Origin of the sequence: Streptomyces tricolor (assembly GCF_002155905.1) — a bacterium.
Lineage (GTDB): Bacteria > Actinomycetota > Actinomycetes > Streptomycetales > Streptomycetaceae > Streptomyces > Streptomyces tricolor.
The window spans coordinates 1-24,747 of sequence record NZ_MUMF01000066.1 but is presented as its reverse complement, the minus strand read 5'-3'; the positions used below and the strand labels follow the sequence as shown (position 1 = coordinate 24,747).

Sequence of the window (24,747 nt, the reverse complement as noted above, 5' to 3'; positions counted from 1 at the left end):
ATGCCGTGCGGCACGTCACGCCTTCGGTCCGTGTCCGCCGAGCCTCAGAGCCGACACCAACGCATCGGCGAACCGGCCGGGGTGGGTCACGTGGCCGAGGTGGCCGCCCGGCATCTCGATCACGTCCAGGCCGATCCTGAGTCCCAGGGCGACGGTTGCGTCATGAGCGGGATAGCCGTGTGACTCCCGCCCCGCCGCGAGAACGACCCGATCGGCGTGCGAAGTGAGGACATCGACGTCGAGTTCAACCGCTGGGTACTGGCGCAGCTCGTGCTCGAACCAATAGGTGGCGTTGGCAAGAAGGTACTTGCCCTTCTTGGGATCCTTCGCCCGTAGCGCGGCCATGGCCTGCCGATCCGGCTCCGCGAAGGCTTCTTCACGGAACCTCTCAAGTGCCGGCTGGATGCCGGATCGGCGGTAGAGGTCGTACAGCTCAGTGAAGAAGTCGACCCAGTTCTGGCCGTCGGGCAGGAGTTTCACAGCCGGTGGCTCGTACGGCACAAGCGTGTGGACCGTGGAGGGGTGCCGGGCGAGGAGTTCCAGGGCGACGAGTCCTCCGGAGCTGCTGCCGAAGACGGTCGCGGGCTCATCGCTCAGGTGCTCGCTCAAGCGCCGGGCATCGTCGGCGTCGGTCTCGAGGCGGCGGTCGTAGTCCTGCGGACCATCGAGTCGGCTCCGGGAAAAGCCGCGCCGGTCGTAGGTGACGACGGTGTGGTGCGCCGCCAGGTGGTCCGCCACCGCTCCGAAGGCGTCGGCGTCGCCGTTGGCGCCCGGGATCATGAGCATGAGCGGGCCACTGCCACGGGTCTCGTAGTAGAGCTGTGCACCGGGAACGTCGAGGGTGCTCATAGGTGCCTCGCTTCCGTTTCTCGTTTCCGCGAGCAGGCGATGGCCCGCGTCCACGTCACCGGCTACGCCTGCGGCGATGGTGCGCGACGAAGCCGCCCATCCCGATGACCTTCGCAACGACGACCGCCACGACGACGGCACCGGCGCCCCAGCCCAGCCATTGCGAAGCCGCCAGCACGGAGCCGCCCAACACCAGGTGCGCGACGACCAGCAGCGCCACGGCTCCAACAACCGCCCTGACGGTCCAGCGGCGGGTCATGCCGCCTGCGTGACTGAGCTCCTTCTGATGCGGGGCGTCCGCCTGGTCGCCCACGCCGGGGAGAGTGCTGGGCGCTTCGATCTGTTGCCAGGCCACCGTCAGGTGGTTACGCCTGCCGATCTTCTCGACGCGTGCGGCGATGAGATCCCGCATCCGCTGCAGGTCCTCCTCGGTGGCGGCCTCGATGTGCAGCACGAGGGCGTCCGGGGTGGCCCGCAAGGTCCACTGGCCCAGGCTGAGGAGGACGGTCCCGTTAGTGTCGGACCATTCGACGTGATGCACCTCAGGGGGCTTGTGCGTGCCACCGCCGCCGCGCGCGCCCTGCCGATAGTGGGGGTGGCGTTCCATCTGCTGGGCATGTCGGCAGAGTTGGTCGAGGTAGCGGCTTGCGCGTTCGGTCTCGACGCTGGCTTCCGCGGTCAGCATGGCGTTCCTCTCCGGACCGCTCACAGGTTCAGATCCTGGTGAGGGCGACGAGCCAGGCCCGAATACCGTCCGGGTCCGTGGTGATGTCGATCGTGCCGGGTTCGATGGAGTCGATCAGCCATCCTTCGGCGAAGGCGGCCTCGATCTCGGCCCGCGTGAGCTTGTGCACTCGTCCCCACTCGCCGGCCTGCCGGTCGCTGAAGCACAGCATGAAGTACCGGCCGCCCGGGCGGATCACGGCGCGCAGGCTGTCGACGTAGGCGGCGCGGTCGTCGCCGTCGAAGATGTGGAAGAGCCCGCAGTCGAGCACAGTGTCGAAGGTTTCGCGCAGGTCGGCCAGCTTCAAGGCGTCCCCGTAGAGGAACCGCGCCGTGCGGCCCCGCTCATGCGCCTTCTCCTCGGCGGCGCGCAGAGCCCGGGAGGCGAGGTCGACGCCTGTGGCGTCCAGGCCGAGCCCGGCACACATGAGCGCGTGCTCGCCGGTCCCGCAGCCGACGTCCAGCACCCGGCCCCGGATGGCACCCGCCTCGGCGAGAGCCAGGAACGCCGGCTGCGGCCGGCCGATGTCCCAGGGCGGTGGGCTGGCGTACAGGTCGTCGGGCTCCGGCCGCTCCTCGGAGCCGGAGCCGAGGTGGTGGGGGTAGCGGGGTGAGCCGCCCATGCCGGTGTCCTTCCGTTGCGTCGGGCGGTCCGGATCGCCGTCCGGGCCTCATGTACACCAACCAGCTTTATCGAGACACTCTGTCTCTGTCAATCCAGAGTGTCTCTCTAGTGGCGCGATGTATGACTCCAGGACCGCCGATGCGGGAATTCCGAAAGTGGGAGCCAGGGCGAGTGGCTGGCACTGAAGTCGGTGACACAGCACCGTTCGGACTCGCTATGATCACGCCGTGCTCACGGACCAGACGGCCACAGCCCTGCCGCGAGCCCGCACGCGGGCTCCGCAGCTGACCCGTCTCGCGTGGCTCGCGATGCTGCTGTTCAGCCTGCTGCTCGCACACGGACTGCAGGGCGAGAGTGCCGCCGGACACCTTGAGGCAGGCGTTTCCGCATCGCTTCTCGTCCATGACACGGAGTCCTCCGCCGATCACGATCAGCGCCAGCACAAGGACGGCGAGTCCGAGGAGTCCGCGCACAACAACTGCGCACCCGGCCAACCGGACGACGCGCTCCCCGTACCATCCCCCGGTACTTCACCAGCGGTCGACCACTGCCACGTGTCGCCGCACTCCGGCATCCGTGCCGACATCGCCGCCCCGGACACCAGGCCTCCGGGCGCGACAACCGTATTGCGTATTTAGACGGACCTAGGCGGGCAGGAGCCCTCCCCCCTGCCGGGTGGGGTGCTGCCCACCTGCGCCCAGGCATACGCCTGCGCCAGCTCCGCGACGGGCTTCGCACGCCCTGCCCAGCCGGGCAGTGAGCATCACACCTTCGCCTTCAGCCGAGCACCGGGTTCCTCACCCGCGCCCTGCCCCACCAGCCGTCTTGCCCGTTCCCCTATCCTCCGAGCCGCCGAAAGGCCCCTGTCTTGTCCCTTGTCACCGAACGCCCCGCACACCCCGCACCCTCCGCGCCTCAGCCGCCCCCTGGTGGCGGCAGAGCCGCCGCCCGTCGGGGGCGCCGCCGCCGCGCCCGCAAGCCTGCACCGCTCGCGGGCCGCTACATCGGATACGTGTTGTACTTCGTCGGGGCGGGCCTCATCAGCGGCGCCGTGGTCCACCACCCGCTGGATCCGGCCCGGTACACGAAGATCGCCGTCATCGGCGTCCTGGTGTTCCTGGTGGCGACGCTGGTCAACGAGTTCCTGCTCGCCGCCAACCGGCCGGCGCTGCCGCGCGCGATCCTCATCATCGCGGCCTCGCTGCTGCTCTCGTTCGGCATAGGCATGCTCAGCGGCGGGCTGCAGCACTTCGAGGACTTCCCCGCCCGCGGTGCCGTGCTCGTCCCTCTGGGGATCACGGTCTCGTTCATCGCCTTCGTACTGAAGGACCCCGAGTCGTCCTGGCGCCGCATCTTCGGCCCTCTGGGGCTCGCCGTCCTCCTCACCGCCACCGTCAGCTTCTTCGGCCTGCGCACCATCGCCGAAGGGCTCGGCGAAGCCTCCGGCGAGAGCGGGCACAGCCACGGCGAAGGTACGGAAGAGGAACCGGACGAGCACGAAGCCGGGCAGGAGTCCTCCGCGCCCTCCTCCGAACCCGCGGCACCGGAGACGGCCGCCTCTACCGAGGCGGAATCCGGTCACGCGGAGGACGGCCACAGCCACTGAGGCCGAGGGCGGCACAATCAACCACCTACTAAGCCACTTAGCTTCAGTCGGGTAACGTGGGCGCCGCGCCCCCACACGGGTGCGAACCGGAGGGGGATATGACCGGACACAGCGGCGCCTACGCCCCGCACAGCATCATCAGCGCCATCCAAGTCGCATCAGACACGAAGGAGGACCAGAGCGGTCTCGTCTCATGGGCCTCCGCCGCCGGCATCATCGCAATGGTGCTGGTCGTCGCCCTGGCGGTGTTCCTGACGGTAGAGCTGGCGTGGAGGGAGCGGCGACAGCGCAGACGAGAAGAGCGGACGGAGCCGACCTCTGAACGCGACCCCCACAAGGGTGAAACCTCACGGTAACCATACGGCGCACCGCGTACGGTTAATGTACTAATGAACTTAGCGGAGCACTTGTCTTCGCGGCGCAGCCCCTCGCTGCACAGAACGACGTACGACCAGGAGCTGAACGCCGTGTCACGAGGCAAGCGGGTCTGGGCCGTGTTCGCAGCCCTCGCCGCCGCGTTGCTGGCGCTTCAGCTCTTCACGCACACGGCGCCCATGGCGGTCGCCCACGCGCAGGAGACGACGACGTCTCAAGGCGAAGCCGCGGTCTGCGGCGACGCGCACGGCTCCGAGGAGATGTCCGAGCACCGCCTGACCCGCGACCGTCAGCGTGCCGGCGAGTACGCCCCGGACGGCCCTTCGTACAGCAGCAGCCAGGTCATGGACGCCGACGCGGTTGTGGCATCGCCGACAATCTCGGCGGCCAGAGACACGCTCCGCCCGTCAAGACCGGTCACGGACCTCTCACAGGCGGCACTCCAGGTCTTCCGCTGCTGATCCGACCCACGGGCGGCAAGCGCCATTCCGGGCGGCCGGGGCCAGATTCCCGCCGCCCCACACCTCGCGCGCTCACCCAGCGCTCGGGCGCTATCTCCTGCCCGCCGCAGTGACATTCCACCCCTGACAACCGACGCACCCTTGTGGTGCGCCCAGACGCGCCTTGGCGCGCCCAGGAGGCATCTCACATGCAACCCCTCATCGACTACGCCCGCACATTCCGGCACCAGACCGCGGCCCGTCCCGAGGAGTTCGCCCGCCTTGCCGAAGGCCAGGCCCCCCAGGCCCTGTTCATCACCTGCTCCGACTCCCGGGTCATACCGTCCCTGATCACCGGGGCCCGCCCGGGCGAGCTTTTCGAGCTGCGCACCGCCGGCAACATCGTCCCTCCGTACGGGTCGGGCCAGCCGTCCGGTGAGGCCGCCACCATCGAGTACGCCGTGGAAGTGCTCGGAGTCACCGATGTGGTCGTCTGCGGCCACTCCCACTGCGGTGCCGTCGGCGCCCTCGTGCGCGGCGACGACCTGAACGCCGTCCCCGCCGTCCGCGACTGGCTCGCGCACACCGCGCCCCGGCAGGACGGCACGAAGAGCCAGGACGACCCCGCGGTCGCCGATGCAGTGCAGTCGCACGTTCTTGCGCAGATCCTCAGGCTGCGCTCGTATCCGTGCGTCGCGCGGCGGCTCGACGCGGGTGAACTGCGCCTGCACGCCTGGTTCTACGAGATCCACACCGGCACCGTGCTGGCTCACGAGCCGCACGCCGACACCTTCGTCGCGCTGTGAGCGCGCACAGGAGGGCCGCCGGTCAGGCGTCGCCCCACAAGCAGAGCGGGCAGCGGCGTCGCACGAAGGCCGCAGGCTCCGGATCCACTCTGCGGCAGGACTTCGCCGCCTCACTCGTCGTCTTCCTCGTCGCCCTGCCGCTGTGCGTGGGCGTCGCCGTCGCGTCCGGCGTGCCGGCAGAGCTCGGGCTCGTCACCGGCATCGTGGGCGGCCTTGTCGCCGGCCTGCTGCCCGGCAGCAGCCTCCAGGTCAGCGGTCCCGCCGCGGGGCTGACCGTGCTGGTCTTCGAAGCCGTCAGGGAATTCGGTCTCCCGGCCCTCGGTGCCATCGTGCTCGCCACGGGCCTGCTTCAACTCCTCATGGGGGCCCTGAAGTTCGGGCGTTACTTCCGGGCGATCTCGGTGGCGGTCGTCGAGGGCATGCTGGCCGGAATCGGCCTGGTGCTGATCGCGGGCCAGCTGTACTCCATGGCGGGGATCAAGGCTCCCGCCGAGGGGCTGGCCAAGATCGCCGGGCTGCCGGGGATGCTCGCCGATGCCGCGCAGTCGCCCGGCGCGCGAGCCGCTCTCGGCCTGGGTGTGGGCACCATCGCCGTACTCGTGCTGTGGAAGAAGCTGCCGAAGGTGGTTCAGGTCGTCCCGGGACCCCTCGCCGCCGTCGGACTCGCGACGGCCGCCCTCGGTGTTCCTCTCCCTGCCGGTGGCCAAGGTGGAGGTGCGGGGTCTGCTGGGCGCCATCCAGCCTCCGACGCCCGACGCCTTCGGACGTCTGATGGACGTCGGTCTCCTCGGTACAGTCCTCGCCTTCACGCTGATCGCCTCAGCCGAGAGCCTGTTCAGCGCCGCCGCGGTGGACCGGCTGCACGACGGGCCGCGTACCCAGTACGACAAGGAGCTGATGGCGCAGGGCGCGGGCAACACCGTGTGCGGGCTGCTTGGCGCGCTGCCGATGACCGCCGTCATCGTGCGCAGTGCGGCGAACGTTCAGGCGGGCGCCCGCACCAAGGCGTCCCGGGTCCTGCACGGCGTGTGGCTGCTGCTGTTCGCGGCGCTCTTCCCGGCCGCGCTGGGAGTCATCCCGATCCCCGCCCTCGCGGGCGTCCTCGTCTACTCGGGCTTCAAGCTGATCCCCGTCAAGGAGATGAAGGAGCTGTGGCGGGAACACCGCGGCGAGGTCGTGATCCTCGTCGTCACCGCGGTGTCGATCGTCGCAGTGAGCATGTTCGAGGGCGTGCTCATCGGCCTCGCGCTCGCCGTGGTCAAGACGGCGTGGGATGCCTCCCACGTCCGGCTGGAGATCGTCGACAAGGGCGCCGGCCCCATCCAGGCGCACCTGATCGGGAACGCCACCTTCCTGCGACTGCCGAAGATCCTCGACAGCCTGGAGGCGCTGCCGCAGAACCGCCCCGTCGAGGTCGACCTGTCCGGAGTACACCACCTCGACCACGCCTGCCGTATGGCCATGGAGAACTGGGCGACACGGCACAGCGCGGCCGGCACCGAGCCCGTGAAGGTCACGTCTGGCGTGTGACGGACTGAGTCCGCTGCGGTCCCGGGAACCGCTTCCGCTACCGCAGCGGGCTGCCGGGCCCCTGCTCAAACCCCAGGCGTACTACGCTCGCATAGTAGGAACGGTCCTGGAAGGGTGGCGCGGTGGTCCTTGGAGCACTTGAGGGCGAGGTCATGCGGGTCTGCTGGAATGCGGAACACCCGGTCACCGTTCGGGAAGTGCTCGACGGGCTGAACAAGGGCCGCGCCCAGCCACTCGCGTACACGACCGTCATGACGGTGATGAGCCGGCTCGCGGAGAAGGACGTACTCAACCGCACTACTCAGGGGCGCAGTTATGCGTACTCCCCCGCGGTGCCGGACGAGGCCGCACTCGCCGTACGCGAGGTATTGCGCAACCATGGAGACGCCGCGATCACGCACTTCGCCGCCGAGGCGGTCCTCGATCCGGGGCTCCGCGACCGGCTGCGGCGCCTGTTGGAGGAATCGCCGTGATCGGCGCCGCGGTGCTCGACCGCGGGAACCGCGCCTTCTGGACACTGGTCGCCGTACCGCGGCTATCCGTGCCGCGGTGGTCTATGTCGCGTGCTGTCTGACCCTGGCGCTCGCGTGGCAGGTGGGGCATCGTGGCACGAGCGTCCTGCTGGCCGGTACCGCCTGGGCAGGAACCGTGCTGTTGGCTCTTTCGGTCGCGGGTGGCGCGCGGTCGGCCGTCGGTCTCTGGAAAGGGCTGCGGGCGACGCGCGCCGTGAGCCAGGAGGTGCTCGCTCGCGGCGACAGCACCACAGTGAGCGCGGCCAGGGTGAGTGACGCGGCCGCACGCGCGAGCTTGGCAGGCCGTGTCACTGTGGTCGACTCCAAGGCGCCCTTCGCGTTCACATACGGCCTGCTCCGCCCCCGGGTGGCGGTCAGCAGCGGTCTGACGACGACCGTCACCGAGCGCGAACTACACGCGGTGCTCGCCCATGAGGCCGCTCACGTCCGCGGTCGCGACCCGCTCCGGGCGTTGATCGCCGGCCTCCTGACGGCGCACCACTTCGCCCTTCCCCTGCTGGGTCACCTGCGGGCAGCCTTCGCCGCCGACCGAGAACTCACGGCCGATCGCCGGGCGGTCGCCCACTGCGGTACGCCTGCGGTCGCCGGTGCTCTGCTCAAGGTGTCCGCCGTGCCCGGCTGGGCGCTCGCCGTACCGGCCAGCGCCATGGCAGCTCCCGACCTGCTCGACGCCCGCATCGCCCAGCTGGAAGACGGACACCCGCCGCGCCTGGCACCGCCCGCCCGATGGCGGGTGGCCTCCTCCGTCGCCGGGGCCGCCGTCTACGCCTGGGCACTGGCAGGTTCCGCGGCGCTGGTTGCGGCAACTCCGTTGAGCTGCATGCCCGTCGGGGCCTGACCCATCTACTACACACCCATAGTATCTACTACGTGCGCGTAGTAGCTTGACGGGTGTCGCTGACTGATGAGGAGTTGCCGTCATGCCCACAGCCGCAGCCAAGCGTCCGAAGGTCAAGCACCCTTTCTTCGCTCGGATCTACCCGAGGATCAACGCCTTCGCCGAAACCCACGGCGGACTTGACCACCGCAAGGAACTCCTCGCGGACACCGAGGGCCGTGTCATCGAGGTGGGTGCGGGCAACGGCGCCAACTTTCGCCACTACCCCGCCACAGTGGAGAAGGTCATCGCAGTGGAGCCGGAACCACGCCTGCGCGAGCTCGCGACGCGGGCGGCGGCCGAGTCGTCCGCGCCCGTCGAGGTACGCGAGGGCCGGGCGGAGGAACTGCCGGTGCCGGACAGCTCGGTCGACGGAGTCGTCGCCTCACTTGTCCTGTGCAGCATCGCCGACGTCCCCGCGGCGCTGGCGGAGGCGGCTCGGGTCCTGCGACCGGGAGGGCGCCTCTACTTCTACGAACACGTACGCTCGGCCGATCCGCGGTTCGCCAAGAAGCAGCGCAGGATCAACATGGTGTGGCCGCTGCTGACCGGCGGCTGCAACCTCGACCGGGACAGCGAACAGGCCATCAGGGACGCCGGTTTCACCGTCGAGCAGGCGCGGCACTTCGACTTCCTCATCAACGGCCGTACCACGCCCAGCTCCCCGTGCGTCATCGGGGTCGCACGCAAGCCGGAGAACTGATGCGCCCACGGCACGCCGCCTCCGGACGCGCCCATCAGCCAACCGATGAGCCCGCCCGGACGGCGCGAGGCGAACCTCAGGCCTTGTAGGCCACGTTCGCCATCATCCCGGCCTCGCCGTGGTAGGCGTTGTGGCAGTGCAGCATCCACTGCCCCGGGTTGTCCGCGTCGAAGAACACGGACAGCTTCTTCTTGGGCAGCACGATGGCGGTGTCCTTACGTGGCCCGGAGTCACCGATCTGGTAGGTGTGGCCGTGCAGGTGCATCGGGTGCCACATGTCGGTGTCGTTGAAGAAGTCGAGCCGTACGCGCTGGCCCTCCTCGATGAGGATCGGGTTCGCCTCGGGGTCCTTCATGTCGAACGGCCTGCCGTTGATGGCCCAGTTGTACTTGTCCATGCCGCCGGTCAGCTTGATCTGGTGCGTCACGTCGGTCTTGGCCGACTTGAACCGCACGTCGTCGGCGGCACGCAGCTGGGACGCCGACATGATCATGCCGCCCAGTTCCTTCGGACGGACGGTCGGCTTCGGCGCGCTCCCGGAGCCCGTACGCACCAGAGCGAAGCCGTTGGCGTTCTTGCCCTCGGCCAGGGCGACGAGCGGGAAGACACCGTCGCCGAGGGTGACGAGGGCGTCGTAGCGCTCGCCCATGCCGATCAGCAGGGCGTCGACTTCCTGGTGCTGGACCGGGAAGCCGTCGGTGTGGGTGATGGTCATTTTGTGGCCGCCGAGGGCGACGCGGTAGGCGGTGTCTCCGCCCGCGTTGATGATCCGCAGGCGCACCTTCTTGCCGGGCTTGCCGGTGTAGATGTCCGGGTCGGTGGCCACTCGGCCGTTGATCAGGTGGTGCGGGTACTTGACGTCGCCGGCGTCGCCGCCGAGCAGTTCGCTCTCGGCGCCCATGAGCATGAACCTCATCGACATGCCGCCGGACGAGGCGGACGGGGACGGGGAGTCCCCCATGTCCATCCCGCCCATGTCTCCCATGTCGTGGCCTTCCATGCCGCCCATGCCCTGCCGGAGTTCGGCGAAGACCTCGTCGGGCGTGCCGGTGACGCCGTCGACCCAGTCGTCGAGGAGGACGACCCACTCGTCGTCGTACGCGAGGGTCTCCTTGGGGTCCTCGATGATCAGCGGGGCGTACAGACCGCGGTCGAGCTGGACGCCGACGTGTGGGTGGAAGAAGTACGTGCCCGGGGCGTCGGTGATGAACTGGTAGGTGAAGGTGGAGCCGGCCCGGACGGCGGTCTGGGTGGCCGGGGGCACGCCGTCCATGTCGTTGCGCAGGGCGATGCCGTGCCAGTGGATGGACGTGGTGGTCTTGTTCGGGAGCTGGTTGGACAGCTCGGCCACAAGGGTGTCGCCGACGGAGAGCCGGATCTCCTTGCCCGGGGTGCGTCCGTCGAATGCCCAGGTCTTGGGCATGACGCCGCCGCCCAGGTCGATCATGGCGGGTGCCGCGGTCAGGGTGAGCTTCTGCTGGCGTCCGGTGCTCTTGCGCTTCTTCTCCCCCGCGGCGACCGCCGAGCCGGAGGGGTTGACCAGGGCATTGCCGCCATCGGAGCCGCTCCCGCTGCTGCAGGCGGCAAGAGCGCCGGCACCGGCGACTCCCAGTCCGGCGAGCAGGACGGAGCGGCGATTGATGCTGTTCATGGGTTGTGTCCTCTGTTCTCGTAACTGCCGACGTGGTCGCGGAGGGACGGCACATCGCGCGCCGTCCGGGGCGGCCTATATACGCAGCAGGGAGAGAACGGACAGGTCGGGCGGGGCGCGGCCGACCGTACCGACGGGCACGGATGCCGCCACGGCCTCGGGAAGGTCCGTGAGCGGTGAGAACTCGTTTTCGGCGGGGGCGACGAGTTGCACGGAGCCGATGCTCGCCGTGGTGCAGTGCTGCATGTCGGGCGCAGCGCAACCACCGGCGTCCATGCTGTGCGAGGAGGACGGCTCCCAGGCGGTCGGCGTCGCCTCGCCCGGCATGGTGTGGCCGGCATGGGCAGCACCCTGCATGGGGGCGCCATCCATCACGGCCATGGACGAAGCGCTCATCATGCGCGAGGCGCCCGTCGCAGCAGTCTCGTGGTGGACGAGCACGGCCAGCGCGACGAACAGGGCGAGGAACGCCCCATACGTCCAGCGGACGGCACTGCCGCCCCTGTGAGCTGCCTGTATCGCCACGGTCTCCACCCTGGTCGCGCTTGCGGACGCCGACGTCGGAATCTTACCCCCTGGGGGTACCTTACAGGGGTCGACGGACTGATGAGATCTTCAGTTGGTCGGCAGTCCTCCGTAGGAGTGCAGACCGGTGATGAGGATGTTGACGCCGTAGTAATTGAAGACGAAGGTGGCGAACGCCACCAGTCCGAGCACCGCCGCGCGCCGTCCCTTCCACCCGGCGGTGGCCCGGGCGTGCAGGTACGCGGCGTAGGCGACCCACGTGATGAAGGCCCAGGTCTCCTTGGGGTCCCAGCCCCAGTAGCGGCCCCACGCGGCTTCCGCCCATACCGCGCCCGCGATGACCGCGAAGGTCCACAGAGGGAAGACGAGGCCAGTCAGGCGGTAGGCCAGCTTGTCGAGCGTCTGGCTGGACGGCAGCCGCCGCCACAGCACAGCGCCTCGTCCCTCAGCCCCGCCCCCGGCGACCGCCCGTTCCCAGCGGTCGCGCACCAGGTACAGGATGCTGACGACGGCCGCCGTGTGGAACACGCCGCCCGAGATGATCGCGGCGGAGACGTGGATCCACAGCCAGTACGAGTGCAGGGCGGGCACGAGCTGTGCGGAGTCGACGTACAGCACCGACACCGCGAGGCCGAGGGTGAGCAGGACCGAGAAGAGGACCGGAACCCCCAGCCACCGCACAGGTCTGCGGGCCGCGAGCAGGCCGACGTACGCGGCCGATGCCATCAGGGCGAAGGCGGTGGAGAACTCGTACATGTTGCCCCACGGCGGCCGGCTCACCGCGAGGCCGCGGGCCAGCACCGAGCCGAAGTGGAGCAGGAGCGCCAGCACGGTGAGTGAGACGGCGATCCGCCCAACGAGGTCGGCCCGGGGACTGCCACCGGCCGCTCCGGGGCCGTCACCCGTGCCCGTGACGAGGGCTTCCGGACGCGCGGTCGCGGGCGGTGCCAGCACCTGCGTGCTGCTTCCTGTTGCACCGCCCACGGCCGCGCTCCTTGTCCGGCCGCGTGAGGGCGCGACCGGAGTCTGTTGTGCCGCCCGTACCGCCGGAGAGGCGGCGGAGGCCCGCATCCCCGGACCCCGGCTTCCGAACGCCCACTCCGCGCAGGCGGCGACGAAGGCGAGCAGATAGACGGCGATCGCCGAGTACATCAGCCAGTTGGCGAGCTGGGCCAGGTTCTGGTCGGCGAGAGGGGCGTTGCTCATTTCTGCTCCTGGGGCAGGGGCTCAAGGTTTTTCACGTCCGACTCGGCGGCCTTCAAAGCGGGGAACCGCTCCCGCAACTCCTCGGCGAGTTCGGCCACTTCCTCGGCCGTCCGGTCGGTCCCACCGGGGTCCAGTCCGGCGACCACGATCCGCACCCGGCCGGACAGCATGGCTTCCGCACGCACCCACACCCGCCGCCGGCGGACGAAGAGCGAGGCGCACAGGCCGAGGCCCATGGCCACCGCACTCCACAGAGCCGTGCTGTTGCTGGGGTTGCGGGCGATCTGGAAGCTCGCCCACTGTTTGATGCCGTCGAAGGTGAGCGAGCCCGCACCACCGGGGAGTTGCATCCGGTCGCCGGGGCGCAGGGCCTGCGCGAACGGGGAGCCGTCGGCCTTGCGGAACTGCGTCATGCGGCTGGAGTCGAGCTGGTAGACGTTCTGCGGTCGGCCGCTGTCCATGCCGAGATCACCGTGGTAGGCGGTCAGGACCAGTACCGGGTCGTCCGTGGCGGGGAAGGACGACGCCCAGCCGGTCTGGGTCAGCTGCACGGTGGGCAGGAAGAGCCCGGTGAAGCCGAGGCCGTCGCGCTTGCCGTCGCGGTCGCGGGCGTCCGGCGCCTTGATCACGCCCACGGAGGTCAGGTTGGCGTCCTGCGGAAGGAAGGCGGCGGGCCCCTGCCAGGCGATGTCGCCTTTGCCGTCGCGGACGGTGACGACCGGGGCGTAGCCGTGGCCGAGGAGGAAGACCTTGGCGCCGTCCACCTCCAGCGGCTTGTTGACTTCGACCAGGGTGTCCCGCGCCGGCCCGCCGTCGCTCTTGCTGTAGTTCAGGCGCGCGACGAAGGAGCTGGCGGTGCCGCGCTGCGGGCCGCTGCGCTGGTACGTCGCGGAGAACCCCTTGAGCTGGAAGCTGAACGGCTGAAGGCTGTCGGCCGAGGCCAGCGTGCCCGGGGTGAAGTCGTCGTACTGCGTGAGGGTGTTGGTGAAGCTGTCCCCCTCCAGGACGAGCTTCTGACCGGTCGTGCCGAAGAGACTGCCGACGGCGAGCGCGACGAGCAGCCCGAACAGAGACGCGTGGAACACCAGGTTTCCGGCCTCACGCAGGTACCCCTTCTCCCCCGCGACCGAGCCGCCCACATCGAGGTCGGCCCGGAAGCGGCGCCGCCGCAGCAGGTCCGCGGCGGTGAGCAGCACTTCGCCGCGGTCGGCCGACGCCGTCCAGACGGCGTGCTGCGGCAGCCGGTCCAGTCGGCGCGGGGCGGCAGGCGGTCGGGCCCGGAGCGTGCGGACGTACTGCACGGTCCGCGGCACGATGCAGCCGGCGAGTGAGACGAAGAGCAGCAGGTAGACGGCGGCGAACCAGGGCGACGAGTAGACGTCGAAGAAGCCGAGCGTGTCCAGGAGCGGCGCGAGATCCGGGTTCCGCCTGCGGAAGTCCGCGGCCTGGGCGGGCTGCCGCCCCTCCTGGGGCACCAGGGAGCCGGGTACAGCTGCGAGCGCGAGCAGGAGCAGCAGGACGAGCGCCGTGCGCATCGTGGTCAGCGAACGCCAAGCCCAGCGCAGCCAGCCGACCGGCCCCAGACCCCTGGGGTGGGCCGCCGGCGCGGATTCGCTCGTATCGCTGTCGCCTTGCGCGGGAGGATCGGCGAGACTACGAAAGTTATTAGTAGCCACGGAGGGAGTCTGACACACGACAGAATCCGTTCTGCGACCACCCCCGTCATTCCCCAATCGCGACCAGGAACCGGGAAGCTACGTCACACGTCTACGAACTCACTTAGCCCTTTAGAGAACCTGAGAGGGGTCCTATGCGACAGCGCCTGCCAGCACGGCTGAACCGCCGGACCGTACAGCCGCTCGCGCTCGCCTCGGCCGCCGCCGTCGTCCTCGCCGCGTGCAGCGCCGGCCCCAAGGCGGACAGCAGCTCCGACTTGGCGGCCGACGGGGGGAAGAACGGCGGGCCGGCCGCGATAGTCGTGGAGCCGGGCGCGGACAGCGAGAAGGTGCCGGTCAGCCGGAAGGTGACCGTGCGCGCCCAGGGCGGGTCCCTGTCGTCCGTCGAGGTCAGCTCCCCCGGCCCGGGCAAGCTCTCAGGCACCTGGTCCAAGGACAAGTCCGTATGGACCTCCAGCACACCGCTCGCCCCGGGCGCCACCTACACGGTGAACGCCAAGGGCAAGGCGTCCGACGGCTCGCCCCTCACCGAGAACGCCTCCTTCACCACCGAGGCGGCCAAGAACACCTTCGTCGGCACCTACAACCCCGACAAGGGAGCGAAGGTCGGGGTCGCCATGCCGGTGTCGATCACGTTCAACAAGCCGATCCACGACAAGGCGGCGGTCGAGAAGAAGCTCAAGGTCACCGCTTCGCCCGCGGTCGAGGGCGCCTGGAGCTGGATGAAGGACCGCGACGGCAAGGACCGTATCGACTACCGCCCCAAGGAGTTCTGGAAGTCCGGCACCAAGGTCACCCTGCGCATGGACCTCGCGGGCGTCGACGCGGGCAACGGGATCTACGGCACCCAGCAGCGCGTCGTGAACTTCACCATCGGCGACGCGGTGACCAGCACCGTCGACGTCGTGAAGAAGACCATGACGGTGGCGAAGAACGGCAAGACGCTCCGCACGCTGAAGGTCTCCACCGGCAAGAAGGACTTCGAGACCTGGAACGGGACGATGGTCGTGCTGGGCAAGGTCCCCAGCATCCGCATGAACTCCGCCACGGTCGGCATCTTCGGCGCCGAGGCGTACGACATGAGGTCGGTGAAGTGGGACGTCCAGCTCACCCCCTCCGGCACATACGCCCACGCGGCACCCTGGAACGAAGGCAAGTTCGGCCGCATCAACGCGAGCCACGGCTGCATCGGCATGAGCACGACGGATGCCAAGTGGTTCTACGACCAGGTCCATCTCGGTGACCCGGTCACCGTCGTCAATTCCACGGACACCGTGGCGGTCAATAACGGCTACGGCGACTGGAACGTCGACTGGGAGACCTGGAAGAAGGGCAGCGCGCTGAACTGACGTCACCGGTTTCCATATACCCCTAGGGGGTATATTCTCGCCGCATTGGCCATCACCAACCCTGAAGGCAGGCGGGGACCATGAACCGGCTCATCACCGCGGCGGCCGGCGGACTACTGGCGCTGTTCAGCATGTACTGGGACGACTCGCTGCACACCGACGTGGGTCGGGACACCTTCTGGAGCGCCCCCCATGTGCTGCTCTACGGCTCCCTGACGGTGACGCTCGGCGCCACCGCCTGGTGGGCCGTCGGAAGGATCCGCGGCCGGGGCCTTCGTGCGGCCGCGGCGGACCCGCTGCTGCGATGGGCGGCCATCTCCGCCGGAGCCATCGGCATCTCGGCTCCGGCGGACGAGGCCTGGCACATCGCGTTCGGCCGGGACGCGGTGCTGTGGAGCCCGCCCCACCTACTGGCCATCGTCGCCACCTTCGCCCTGGCCGTCACCCTCCTGCGGGCGATCGCCGCCGAGGGCGGCGGCGGGTCGCTGATGCTCGGCGGCGGGCTCGTCCTGGCGGCCTCGCTGGCACCGGTCATGGAGTACGAGTCCGACGTACCGCAGTACTCGGCCGTCTGGTTCCTGCCGGCCGCCACCACCGGGATCACACTGGCGATCGTGCTGATCCGGCGGTTCGACCCGAATCCGTGGGCCGTCACGCGGGCGGCGCTGGTCGTCACGGCCGTGCGGCTGGCGGTGATTCCGGTCCTCGCCGGTCTCGGGTACTCCACGCCGATCGTGCCGCCCGTGCTCCTCGTGGCCCTGGCGGTCGACCTGGCCCGTGGGAGGAACGGGAGTTGGTCACCGTGGTGGCTCGCCCTGATCGTTCCTCTCGCTGTGCACGCGACATACATGCCGCTGCTTCCCGTCCTGCCGCACGGCACGATCGTCGACGCCCACCAGTTCGTCCCGTCCCTGCTCGTTTCGATAGGCGGCTCGGCACTGGTCATCCTCACCGCCGAGGGACTGCCACGCCCAGGGCTCCCTGTGATCCGAGCAGCCGGGCTGACGGTCGCCGCGCTGACGCTGGCCCTGCCACTGCCCCTGCTGTCCGCCGGGCGAGCGGCGGCCCATGACCCCGGTCAGGGAACCGAGGCAGGTAAGGCTCACTGGCGGACGTCGGTTCAGGGTTCCCGGATCGACGTCAGGGTGACTCCCGAACCGGGCGCATCCGGCCGCGCCAGCCTGGTCGCACGCCGCGCCGGGCAGGAGTTGACCGCACCCCTCGAGACATTCGAGAACGGCGTGTACCGCGGGGACATCACGGTGCCGGAGCCCGGCCGCTGGTTCGTCTACGCCGCCTTCCGCGGCACCGGAACGTCCACGACGGAGACTTGGATCCCGGTCGAGGCCGACTCCTCACAGATCCTGCAAGAGGCCCGGCCGCTGTACATACCTCCCGCCCCGCGGAAGGACGGCGCGGGCAGGACGGCGGCCACCGTCGCGCTGTACGGACTGTCGGCGGCGATTCTGCTCGCCGTCGCCCGCTCCGGGCGCCGTACACCGCTCCCGCAGGGATGAGCATGTCGCCGGGTTCCGGCTGGATGAGCATGACCTGGACCCGGCGGCGTGCTCTGCGGGCAGAGCGTGTCACACGCCCTGTCCTGTCCTCACCCGAGGACAGGAGGGGGGCGGCGCAGCTACTCGGAGAAGCACACGCCGCGGCTCAACGACTCGTCGGCCGACGCCTGATCACCGGGCGTCGGCCAGCGCCCGCGCCACGCCCGGTTCCTTCGGCCCGAGGAACTGGGGGTCCGGCTCGAACGCCGCGTCCAGGGCCGCCTTGCTCGCGGCGAACAGTTCGCGGGTGGCGCCGTAGTAGTAGATCGCGTCGTGGTGGTCGGCCGCACTGACGCCGTACGAGTCGACGCCGGCCCCCTGGCACAGAGCGACCGCCCGGCGGATGTGGAAGCCCTGGCTGACGAGGATCGCGCGGTCGACACCGAAGATCTTCTTGGCGCGCACGCAGGAGTCCCAGGTGTCGAAGCCGGCGTAGTCGCTGACGATGTGAGCGTGGGGCACGCCGCGATCGATGAGGTAGTGGCGCATGGTGTGCGGCTCGTTGTAGTGGTGGCTGCTGTTGTCGCCGGTGACCAGAACCACCTTGACGCGGCCCTCGCGATACAACTCGGCCGCGGCGTCGAGGCGGTTGGCGAGGAAGATCGACGGCTCGCCGTTCCATAACAGGCCCGCACCGAAAACCACGGCAACATCGGTGCGGGGGGCCTCGGTCGTCGTCCGCAGCCGGTCGTCCGCAGCCGTGAACACCCACGTCGCGGGTATCAGCGCCAGCACGCACAGCAGCATCAACGCCTGCACGGTCCGCCGCTGCCCCGCACGCGTACGCGGCAGACGCGGCCTGAGGACGGCACTCAGGTGCGGGCGCGGCAAGCGCATGAAGTGATCCCCTGTTCGTCGGCCACCGTACCGATCGACGGTGGCTCGTGCGTTTCGACTGCTTCTGCCGTCTCGACGGCCAGCAGTGCTCTGACAAACGAAGGACGCCGCACTTGGTCCCGCTCACCGCCACGGCGTGACCAACGTCACTCAGCGCACTCAACTCCGCAGGTCATCTCCCGGCCGCTTCGCGTGCCTCGCGCCCCACTTCCGAGTCCGGCCATCCATCAAAACTACGTAGTGGTTTAGTATCCCCGCCTGGCATGAGGTCCGATCCGGCGTTCAGCGGTCTCTCCGCGAGTGCAGTCGCCGCTCGTCCTCCGGCTGTCGAGGTGAAAGAGAAGGTGCTGGTGGACGATCGGTATGCGTCGGGGGGCTGGGCCTCGACGGTCCCCCACTCCGACACGACACACGTCGCATGGCCGGAAAACCCTCGGTGGGCGGTCCCGCACGAGCCCTACGGACACCCCGCCCACGACCTCGGCCTGACCGATGCCGCATACACCGAGGCGGACCCGCTGTTCGGTCCGCTACCGGGCACGTACGGCGCCGGTGCGCCTGGTACCGGGCCCTTCGCCCACCACACATGGCACGAGCACAGCGGCGGCCACGACGCGGCCCCGTCGTGGGAGATATCCGGCTACCACACCAACCCGAGCGGTCACGGGTACCCGGGCCAGTGGGCGGATCACAACGGTCCCACCTTCTCCCCGACGATCCCGGACAGCTCCGACGCCCTCGGTTCACTCAACGCTGCCGCCCCCGTCGACTTCCACGACGGTCCCGATGAGGAGCCTGTAAACAGAGCGCCGGAGTACGACGCGCCAGGCACGCTCCAGGACACGTCCGAAGCCTCGTCGACTCCCGCCACTCCCCCAGCCCGGCCGACGACGCGCCGCGCCGGCCGCCGCGATCGCCGGGCGCCTCGCCGAAGCTCCGCTTTCCTGACGGTCGTCGCACCCTCCGTCGCCTTCGTGGGCATGGCCGGGATGGCCGCGGCCTCCATCGGCCTCGGCGGCGGCGTCAAGACCGTGGAGGCCGCCGACGACCCGGCCGTCGAACCCTCCGCGGCCAACAGCGAGCTCGACACCCAGCTCACCGCACTCAGCCGGGGCGCCGACGACTTCGCCGGGCGTGCGAGCCGGGCGCAGGAGCGCGTCGACCTCGAACAGCGGCGGCGTGAGGAGCAGAGGCTCAGGCAAGAGGAGGCGGCACGCAAGAAGGCGGAGGCCGCGCGCAGAGAGGCACTGCGCCCGAAGTTCGCACTCCCCGTCGCACAGAAAGGAGTCGGCGAGCTGTTCGGGGCGGCCGGGTCCATGTGGGCGAACCGGCACACCGGCCTCGACTTCCCCGTGCCCATGAACACGCCGGTGATGGCGGTAACAGACGGCACAGTCGAGGCCATGTGGCATCCGTCCTACGGCAACCTCGTCAAGGTGACCGCCCCGGACGGCACGCAGACCTGGTACGCCCACCTCGCCGGCTTCAGGCTCCGCTCCGGTTACGTCAAGGCAGGGACCGTCATCGCCTATGCGGGCAGCACCGGCAACTCGTCGGGGCCTCATCTCCACCTGGAAGTGCATCCGGGCGCCGGCGATGCCGTGGATCCGCTGCCGTGGCTGCGCAGCCATGGCCTCGACCCGACGTAGGCGTGTATCGACGTCCTGTCGTTGATCAAAGCCGAGCCGCTGGAGATGCCCGTGTGGGAAACCCTCGTCGTCATTGTCGGCTTCGCGGTCGTGGTTGAGCCGCTCCGCTCCTTCGCCGCATACGCGGGCTACGGCGCGAGCGCCACATTTCCCAAACGATCGCCGCGCTGAACCGTGGGGGAACCATCCGCATCCGCTGTGACGCACGATTCCGCAACTCCGGCGGAGAGCGACAGCGCGCTCGCCTCGTGGTGCAAGCCGAAGGCGTCTTCCTCTCCACCACTGATGGCACCGTCTCGAACCTGCAGCTCGGGACTCCTGGCGCCACCGTCGAGGTCGTCAATGAGCTCTCAATGGTCCTGTGCAACGTGGCCGGACGACAGCTTGAGGTTCTCTTGCCAGCCACAGAAGACCGCCTGTTCAAGGCCGTGGCGGACACCCTCGTACGCTGAGAGGGTGTGTTCTGCCAGGCTCGGCGTCGACGCTGATCTGGTCCTGGGCAGCAACGTGGTGCGGTAGACAACCGGCAGCGGCAGCAAGCTGGTTGCAGAAGAATGTGACGAATCCCGCTGCGATGAAACCACTTGTCTCCCTCCACCCCCATGTGGCCGTGCGGCTTTGTCCAGGCGGGAACCTATGAGCGGCGAGCGGTGTACACAGAACATGGAGAGGCCGAAGAAGCCGGCGCCGCCCCGTGCCGTGTGCCTGTCCAACCGGGGAGGAGGCTGCGCGCATGAGCGAGATTCTCAGCGGCGGGCCGGAGCGGCCACCTTGGAGACCCCCTCGCTGGTTGGTCATGGCGGCCGTGGCTGTGGTGACGATCGCAGCCCTGGTGGTCAGCCTCATCGTCGCGAATGGCGAAGACGCCCCTCAGTCGGCAAAGCCCCGGAGTTCGCCGTCGCTGTCGTCGCCGACCGGCGTTCCCACCCCGGACGGTCCGAACGCGTCCGTCAGGCAGGATGAGACGCCCGGCCTGTTGATCAACGGAGTCGCCTTGGGCCAGGGCTCCCTGAACCGGCACGACCGGCGGGCTGATGCCGGTCCTTGGACGGTGACGGTGCGGCGGTCGGATGGATCGTTGGCACGGAATGGTGCGGTGGTGACGTTCCCTGTGTCGAAGCCTCGGGTTGGCCGCCCGATCCGGATCGGCGACGCGTCGGGGTGGAACCGTAGCGGCGAGATCATCTGGCCTGTCTCAGGGGCGTACGCGCGCGTGCGCGGCGATCTGCCTCGGCCGCAACTGGTGGGAATCGCCGCCGCGACAACGGTCTCATCCGGGCGTCCGAAGGTCAGGGCACCGTCCGGGTTCTCGGTGGTGTCGACGGGTGCCGCACGCCCGCACCTCCTGCGCGAGGCACGCTACGGCTCCGACGAGGTGGGAGAGGCCGGGGAGCTCTCCGGCGGTCTGACCTTCACCGGCGTGGCCCGTTGTGGGGGCATCGAGGACCGGTTGTACGCCGTGGGCACGCAGCCTGCCGGCAGAGTGCGCGGCAAGCCCGCGGTCGTGACGTCCGGACTCGTCGGCAACGCTGTGCTGGCCTGGGAGCCAGAGCCTGGTGTGGTCGCTTATGTCGGATACAGCGGTGCGCCCCTCGACCGGGGCGCGATCGGCGCCCTTCGACGGCTCGCCGAGCGAACCCGTTTGCTCAGCTCGCGGCAGTGGCAGGAGACCCGCCCTGCGACGGTCGACCAGGTCAACGACTTCGGCTGACACGGGGCCCGTCAGCAGGCTTCCCGTGTTCCTACGAACCGTCCGGCGCCCTGCCAGTAAGGCCCGCAGGGCGAAATCCCACCGACCACCTGAACACCCTCCGCCCGAGCAACGTACTAAGGGCACTAGCAGCTAATGCCCATGCAGCGCCCCGTGGCGCTCGTACGACGGGGCGGGCGTCGGCCGTGCGGACCCGCCGTGCTCGGACGATCGGGAAGGTGAAGATGGGAACTCTGACGCTCAGTTGGGCCATCGCGCTGGTCGCCGCCCTGGTGGCCGCCGTCAGTGCGGTCCGGGTGGCGACCACCAGCGGTGAGATCCGGTTCGCGGCGGGCGGCGACCTGCTGATGGGCGTGTGCATGGCCGCCATGGCACTCCCGGCGACGGTCGGCTGGTACGCGGGCTACGGCATGTGGTGGTCGGTTGCGTTCGGCGTCCTCGGGCTCGTGGCAGTGGCGATGGCGGTCAAACACACGCGCGACGGCGGGTGGAAGCACGGCCGTCACTGGGTCCACCTCATCGTCGGCAGTTTCGGCATGGTGATCATGACGCTCGCCATGACGAGTACATCGTCCGGACCGGTGCTCGCCCTCGGCAGCGGGCACTCCATGGCGCACATGCCGGGCATGGAGAACACGGCGAGCACGACGGGTACGCACCAGATGGCCGGCATGGATTCCATGGAGGGGATGGAATCCATGGACGGCATGGGCTCCATGGATTCCATGGAGGGGATGGAATCCATGGACGGCATGGGCTCCATGCACGACGGAATGGACATGTCGGGGATGGCGAACGCCGCAGCCGACGCGGGTTCCGCAGGGGGATCCGGTGCTGTGTGGCGGTGGGTGATCGCGGTGCTCGCCGTGTACTTCCTGATGTCGATCGGCGCCTCCGTGTGGGCGAGGGCCCGCGGCACCGGCAAGCGCGGCGGCCGGGGCAGCGGCTCACGGGGCGTGAGCCGCTGGCTGCTCGCCATGCCGGACACGGTGTTCGTCTTCCTGGCGTCGCTGACGCTCTCGGTGTGGGACAAAACCAGGTTGGCGCAGCAGCCGGACCGGCCGGGCCACGGCCGCCGCCGCAAGCTCGGAGCCGCGCCGGACGCGGCGCTGGCGGCCCATATCGGCATGGGCGGGATCATGTCGGCGATGCTCCTGATGATGGCCGCGTGAGGGTCGCCATCGCTGACAACGCGGGGACGGCATCGCTCACTGCGGCGAGAGAGCGTCGAGCAGGGTGGGGGTGTCGGCATCAGCACGGAGTGGACTCGACACGGCCCGAATCTGCGAAGCATCTTCGTATTTGACGCCCGGGACGGAGAGAATGGACGGAAGCACTCCACGCGCCCGGGCAGGCTCGGACTTCATGATCCCCCGTGCAAGCCGCCCGCCGGCGCCCGTCCGAAGGGTCCGGTCCGATGTCGCCTTCACCCCGCCGCAGGCGTGCCGTCCCGCTGGCGCTCGGAGCAGCCGCCGTACTGCTGCTCGCGACCGCCTGTGCCGACGGGAACGACGAACCCGCCGCGACTTCTCCCAGCCCCGCCACCTCCGCCTCGAGCCCCGCGTCCCCCACCGCAGAGACGAAGACCATCACGATGGAGGACTTCGCGTTCAGCCCGGCAAATCCGGAAGTGCGGGCGGGCGAGAAGATCACCGTGGTCAACAAGGACTCCGCCGCCCACACCGTCACGGCCACGGAAGGCGACGCCTTCGACACGGGGAGCATCGCCGGCGGGAAGTCCGGGACGTTCACCGCGCCGTCCGAGCCCGGCGAGTATGACTTCGTCTGCACCTTCCACCCGAACATGACAGGCACTCTGATCGTCCGCTGAGACGTCCCATCCGGATGGGGATGCAAGAGCACGGCGGCGATGTCGAGGGCGGATGGCCTGGCATCGGTCGTCGTCGATCTGCTGCCTCCCTGACCAGTACAGGCGCTGGCTTCGTCGCGCCTGTATCCCGCACGCGGGCCTCACACGAGGGCTGAAGGACCCCGGGTATGGGCCGCTCGTCCCTACCCCCGCTGGGTATCGTGGAGCAAGGATGGTTTCCAGGCCGAGCGTGCCGCCGGCGGCTTCGGCCGACCTTCCGCCGGAAGGTCAGGTACTGCCCAGGCCAAGGTTGCGGCCCAGGTCACCGGGCCGGAGCCTGAAGGTGTCCATCCACATGGCGTGGCCTGGCTGATTCCTCACCAGTCGAGAGGAGGCGGCCCTGTGACCAGCATTCCCAAGCGCATAGCCGCCCTGTTCCGAATCAAGGCGAACAAGGCCCTGGACCGGGCCGAGGACCCGCGCGAGGTACTGGACTACTCCTACGCCCAGCAACAGGAACTGCTGCAGAAGGTACGGCGCGGCGTGGCGGACGTGGCCACCAGCCGCAAACGTATCGACCTGCAGATCAACCAGTTGCGGCTGTCCGGCGGCAAGCTGGAGGGGCAGGCCCAGCAGGCGCTCGCCGCCGGACGCGAGGATCTCGCCCGCGAGGCCCTGACCCGGCGCACGGGCGTGGCCTCGCAGCTCACGGACCTGGAGGCTCAGCGGTCCTCCCTTCAGGCGGAGGAGGAGAAGCTCACCCTCGCCTCCCAGCGCCTGCAGGCGAAGGTAGACGCCTTCCGCACCCGCAAGGAGACCATCAAGGCCACCTATACCGCGGCCGAGGCCCAGACCCGTATCACCGAGGCCGTCACCGGTATCGGTGAGGAGATGGGCGATGTGGGCCTGGCCATGCAGCGCGCCCAGGACAAGACCGAGGAACTGCAGGCGCGCGCCGGCGCACTGGACGAGCTGCTCGCCTCCGGTGCTCTGGAGGACGCCACCCTCCCGGCCGGCCGCGACGACATCCAGGCCGAACTCGAGCGCGTCACCGCGGGCAGCGACGTGGACAAGGAACTGGCCCGGATGAAGGCCGAGCTCCCCGCATCCGCCACCCCACCGGCCCTGGAAGGCAAGGGCACCGAGCAGGGCTCGCCGGACCAGGAGGGGACATCATGATCATGCGGATTCTCGGTGAGGGCCAGTACGAGATCGCCGATGAGCATCTGGACCGGCTCAACGAGCTGGACTCCGCCCTGCAGCCGGCCGCCGACGCGGGCGACGAGACGGCGTTCACCACCGCCCTGTCTGCCCTGCTGGACGCGGTGCGCAGCCTCGGCACGCCCGTGCCGGACGAGACGATCACGCCGTCCGACCTGGTGCTGCCCGACGCGGACACCAGCCTCACGCAGGTGCGCGACCTGCTCTCCGACGAGGGCCTGATCCCAGGGTGATGACGATGCGCAGCCGTTTTGAGCCCGACCGGCAGCTGACCGCCCGGATGCTGGTCACCATGTTCCTGCTCGGGCTGCTGTACGTGGTGTTCGTCGCCGCGCTGATCGTGCTGCTCAAGTCGGTGGTCCTGGTCGTGGTCATCGCCGCCGGGCTGCTGGGTGCGCAGTACTGGTACTCCGACCGGATCGCCCTGTATGCCATGCGCGGCCGCCTGGTCACCCGGGAGGAGGCGCCTCAGCTGCACGGCGTCATCGA

The 24,747-nt window shown here is 69.4% G+C and carries 26 protein-coding genes and 2 pseudogenes; 20 read left to right on the top strand and 8 right to left on the bottom strand.

The window, feature by feature from the left end; all coding sequences use genetic code 11:
* Positions 1–15 precede the first annotated feature (15 nt).
* Genes CCN44_RS05770 through CCN44_RS05760 form a run of 3 tightly spaced genes read right to left on the bottom strand, consistent with a single transcriptional unit; the run spans position 16 to position 2,195 of the window.
* The gene (locus tag CCN44_RS05770; RefSeq protein WP_086697021.1) at positions 16–849 is read right to left on the bottom strand and encodes an alpha/beta fold hydrolase; all 834 of its coding nucleotides are present in this window, start codon (positions 847–849) and stop codon (positions 16–18) included.
* A gap of 55 nt (positions 850–904) precedes the next feature.
* On the bottom strand, positions 905–1,534 hold the full coding sequence (locus tag CCN44_RS05765) for a DUF2218 domain-containing protein (RefSeq protein ID WP_086697020.1): 630 nt from the start codon (positions 1,532–1,534) through the stop codon (positions 905–907).
* A 28-nt stretch (positions 1,535–1,562) separates the two neighbouring features.
* Complete coding sequence (locus CCN44_RS05760) at positions 1,563–2,195, bottom strand: class I SAM-dependent methyltransferase (protein WP_086697019.1); 633 nt, start codon at positions 2,193–2,195, stop codon at positions 1,563–1,565.
* A 229-nt stretch (positions 2,196–2,424) separates the two neighbouring features.
* On the opposite strand from CCN44_RS05760, the gene CCN44_RS05755 reads away from it, so the two are divergent.
* From CCN44_RS05755 to CCN44_RS05715, 9 genes and pseudogenes are all read left to right on the top strand, one after another.
* Positions 2,425–2,835 (top strand): hypothetical protein, encoded by a 411-nt coding sequence (locus tag CCN44_RS05755; protein WP_086697018.1) that lies wholly within the window; start codon positions 2,425–2,427, stop codon positions 2,833–2,835.
* A gap of 374 nt (positions 2,836–3,209) precedes the next feature.
* On the top strand, positions 3,210–3,803 hold the full coding sequence (locus CCN44_RS05750; RefSeq protein WP_143649624.1) for a hypothetical protein: 594 nt from the start codon (positions 3,210–3,212) through the stop codon (positions 3,801–3,803).
* 98 nt (positions 3,804–3,901) lie between these two features.
* Positions 3,902–4,159 (top strand): hypothetical protein, encoded by a 258-nt coding sequence (locus CCN44_RS05745; RefSeq protein WP_086697016.1) that lies wholly within the window; start codon positions 3,902–3,904, stop codon positions 4,157–4,159.
* Between the two features lie 33 nt (positions 4,160–4,192).
* Positions 4,193–4,639: a hypothetical protein gene (locus CCN44_RS05740; RefSeq protein WP_086697015.1), complete on the top strand. Its 447-nt coding sequence runs from the start codon at positions 4,193–4,195 to the stop codon at positions 4,637–4,639.
* Positions 4,640–4,827: 188 nt separating this feature from the next.
* Positions 4,828–5,424, top strand: coding sequence for a carbonic anhydrase (locus CCN44_RS05735; protein WP_086697014.1), 597 nt, complete (start codon positions 4,828–4,830; stop codon positions 5,422–5,424).
* A gap of 89 nt (positions 5,425–5,513) precedes the next feature.
* Positions 5,514–6,954: pseudogene (locus CCN44_RS05730) on the top strand (SulP family inorganic anion transporter).
* Positions 6,955–7,076: 122 nt separating this feature from the next.
* Positions 7,077–7,427: a BlaI/MecI/CopY family transcriptional regulator gene (locus CCN44_RS05725; protein ID WP_276329119.1), complete on the top strand. Its 351-nt coding sequence runs from the start codon at positions 7,077–7,079 to the stop codon at positions 7,425–7,427.
* A gap of 76 nt (positions 7,428–7,503) precedes the next feature.
* Positions 7,504–8,325, top strand: coding sequence for a M56 family metallopeptidase (locus CCN44_RS05720; protein WP_158103072.1), 822 nt, complete (start codon positions 7,504–7,506; stop codon positions 8,323–8,325).
* 82 nt (positions 8,326–8,407) lie between these two features.
* On the top strand, positions 8,408–9,067 hold the full coding sequence (locus CCN44_RS05715; protein ID WP_086697012.1) for a class I SAM-dependent methyltransferase: 660 nt from the start codon (positions 8,408–8,410) through the stop codon (positions 9,065–9,067).
* Positions 9,068–9,143: 76 nt separating this feature from the next.
* Here the strand turns inward: CCN44_RS05715 and CCN44_RS05710 are convergent, their stop codons facing one another.
* From CCN44_RS05710 to resB, 4 genes are all read right to left on the bottom strand, one after another.
* Positions 9,144–10,718 carry a multicopper oxidase family protein gene (locus CCN44_RS05710; protein ID WP_086697011.1) on the bottom strand — a complete coding sequence of 525 codons (1,575 nt, stop codon included), beginning with the start codon at positions 10,716–10,718 and terminating at the stop codon, positions 9,144–9,146.
* 75 nt (positions 10,719–10,793) lie between these two features.
* Positions 10,794–11,243: a DUF6153 family protein gene (locus CCN44_RS05705; RefSeq protein WP_033313807.1), complete on the bottom strand. Its 450-nt coding sequence runs from the start codon at positions 11,241–11,243 to the stop codon at positions 10,794–10,796.
* Positions 11,244–11,333: 90 nt separating this feature from the next.
* Positions 11,334–12,449 (bottom strand): c-type cytochrome biogenesis protein CcsB, encoded by a 1,116-nt coding sequence (gene ccsB / locus CCN44_RS05700; protein WP_033313808.1) that lies wholly within the window; start codon positions 12,447–12,449, stop codon positions 11,334–11,336.
* Complete coding sequence (gene resB / locus CCN44_RS05695; RefSeq protein ID WP_033313809.1) at positions 12,446–13,984, bottom strand: cytochrome c biogenesis protein ResB; 1,539 nt, start codon at positions 13,982–13,984, stop codon at positions 12,446–12,448. Before resB ends, ccsB begins: the two co-directional genes overlap by 4 nt.
* Before the next feature lie 275 nt (positions 13,985–14,259).
* Between resB and CCN44_RS05690 the strand changes: the two genes are divergently transcribed.
* Positions 14,260–15,474 (top strand): L,D-transpeptidase, encoded by a 1,215-nt coding sequence (locus CCN44_RS05690; protein ID WP_051814952.1) that lies wholly within the window; start codon positions 14,260–14,262, stop codon positions 15,472–15,474.
* A gap of 80 nt (positions 15,475–15,554) precedes the next feature.
* Positions 15,555–16,991, top strand: coding sequence for a hypothetical protein (locus CCN44_RS05685; RefSeq protein ID WP_033313810.1), 1,437 nt, complete (start codon positions 15,555–15,557; stop codon positions 16,989–16,991).
* A gap of 171 nt (positions 16,992–17,162) precedes the next feature.
* Here the strand turns inward: CCN44_RS05685 and CCN44_RS05680 are convergent, their stop codons facing one another.
* On the bottom strand, positions 17,163–17,867 hold the full coding sequence (locus CCN44_RS05680) for a SanA/YdcF family protein (RefSeq protein WP_051814953.1): 705 nt from the start codon (positions 17,865–17,867) through the stop codon (positions 17,163–17,165).
* 980 nt (positions 17,868–18,847) lie between these two features.
* Here CCN44_RS05680 and CCN44_RS45885 point away from each other — a divergent pair.
* The 9 genes and pseudogenes from CCN44_RS45885 to CCN44_RS05640 all read left to right on the top strand — a co-directional run.
* Positions 18,848–19,516 (top strand): M23 family metallopeptidase, encoded by a 669-nt coding sequence (locus tag CCN44_RS45885; protein WP_237480924.1) that lies wholly within the window; start codon positions 18,848–18,850, stop codon positions 19,514–19,516.
* Positions 19,517–19,537: 21 nt separating this feature from the next.
* Complete coding sequence (locus CCN44_RS44310; protein WP_157852814.1) at positions 19,538–19,687, top strand: hypothetical protein; 150 nt, start codon at positions 19,538–19,540, stop codon at positions 19,685–19,687.
* A gap of 77 nt (positions 19,688–19,764) precedes the next feature.
* Positions 19,765–19,968 carry a hypothetical protein gene (locus tag CCN44_RS05670; protein ID WP_033313812.1) on the top strand — a complete coding sequence of 68 codons (204 nt, stop codon included), beginning with the start codon at positions 19,765–19,767 and terminating at the stop codon, positions 19,966–19,968.
* Between the two features lie 281 nt (positions 19,969–20,249).
* Positions 20,250–21,227: a hypothetical protein gene (locus CCN44_RS05665; RefSeq protein ID WP_143649622.1), complete on the top strand. Its 978-nt coding sequence runs from the start codon at positions 20,250–20,252 to the stop codon at positions 21,225–21,227.
* A 224-nt stretch (positions 21,228–21,451) separates the two neighbouring features.
* On the top strand, positions 21,452–22,399 hold the full coding sequence (locus tag CCN44_RS05660) for a DUF5134 domain-containing protein (protein ID WP_237480961.1): 948 nt from the start codon (positions 21,452–21,454) through the stop codon (positions 22,397–22,399).
* 245 nt (positions 22,400–22,644) lie between these two features.
* A complete protein-coding gene (locus CCN44_RS05655; RefSeq protein WP_237480926.1) occupies positions 22,645–23,058 on the top strand; it encodes a cupredoxin domain-containing protein in 414 nt (137 codons plus the stop codon).
* 381 nt (positions 23,059–23,439) lie between these two features.
* Positions 23,440–24,216, top strand: coding sequence for a PspA/IM30 family protein (locus CCN44_RS05650; RefSeq protein WP_033313815.1), 777 nt, complete (start codon positions 23,440–23,442; stop codon positions 24,214–24,216).
* Complete coding sequence (gene pspAA / locus CCN44_RS05645) at positions 24,213–24,491, top strand: PspA-associated protein PspAA (protein ID WP_033313816.1); 279 nt, start codon at positions 24,213–24,215, stop codon at positions 24,489–24,491. Before CCN44_RS05650 ends, pspAA begins: the two co-directional genes overlap by 4 nt.
* Before the next feature lie 5 nt (positions 24,492–24,496).
* Positions 24,497–24,747: pseudogene (locus CCN44_RS05640) on the top strand (zinc metalloprotease HtpX); the annotation flags it as partial.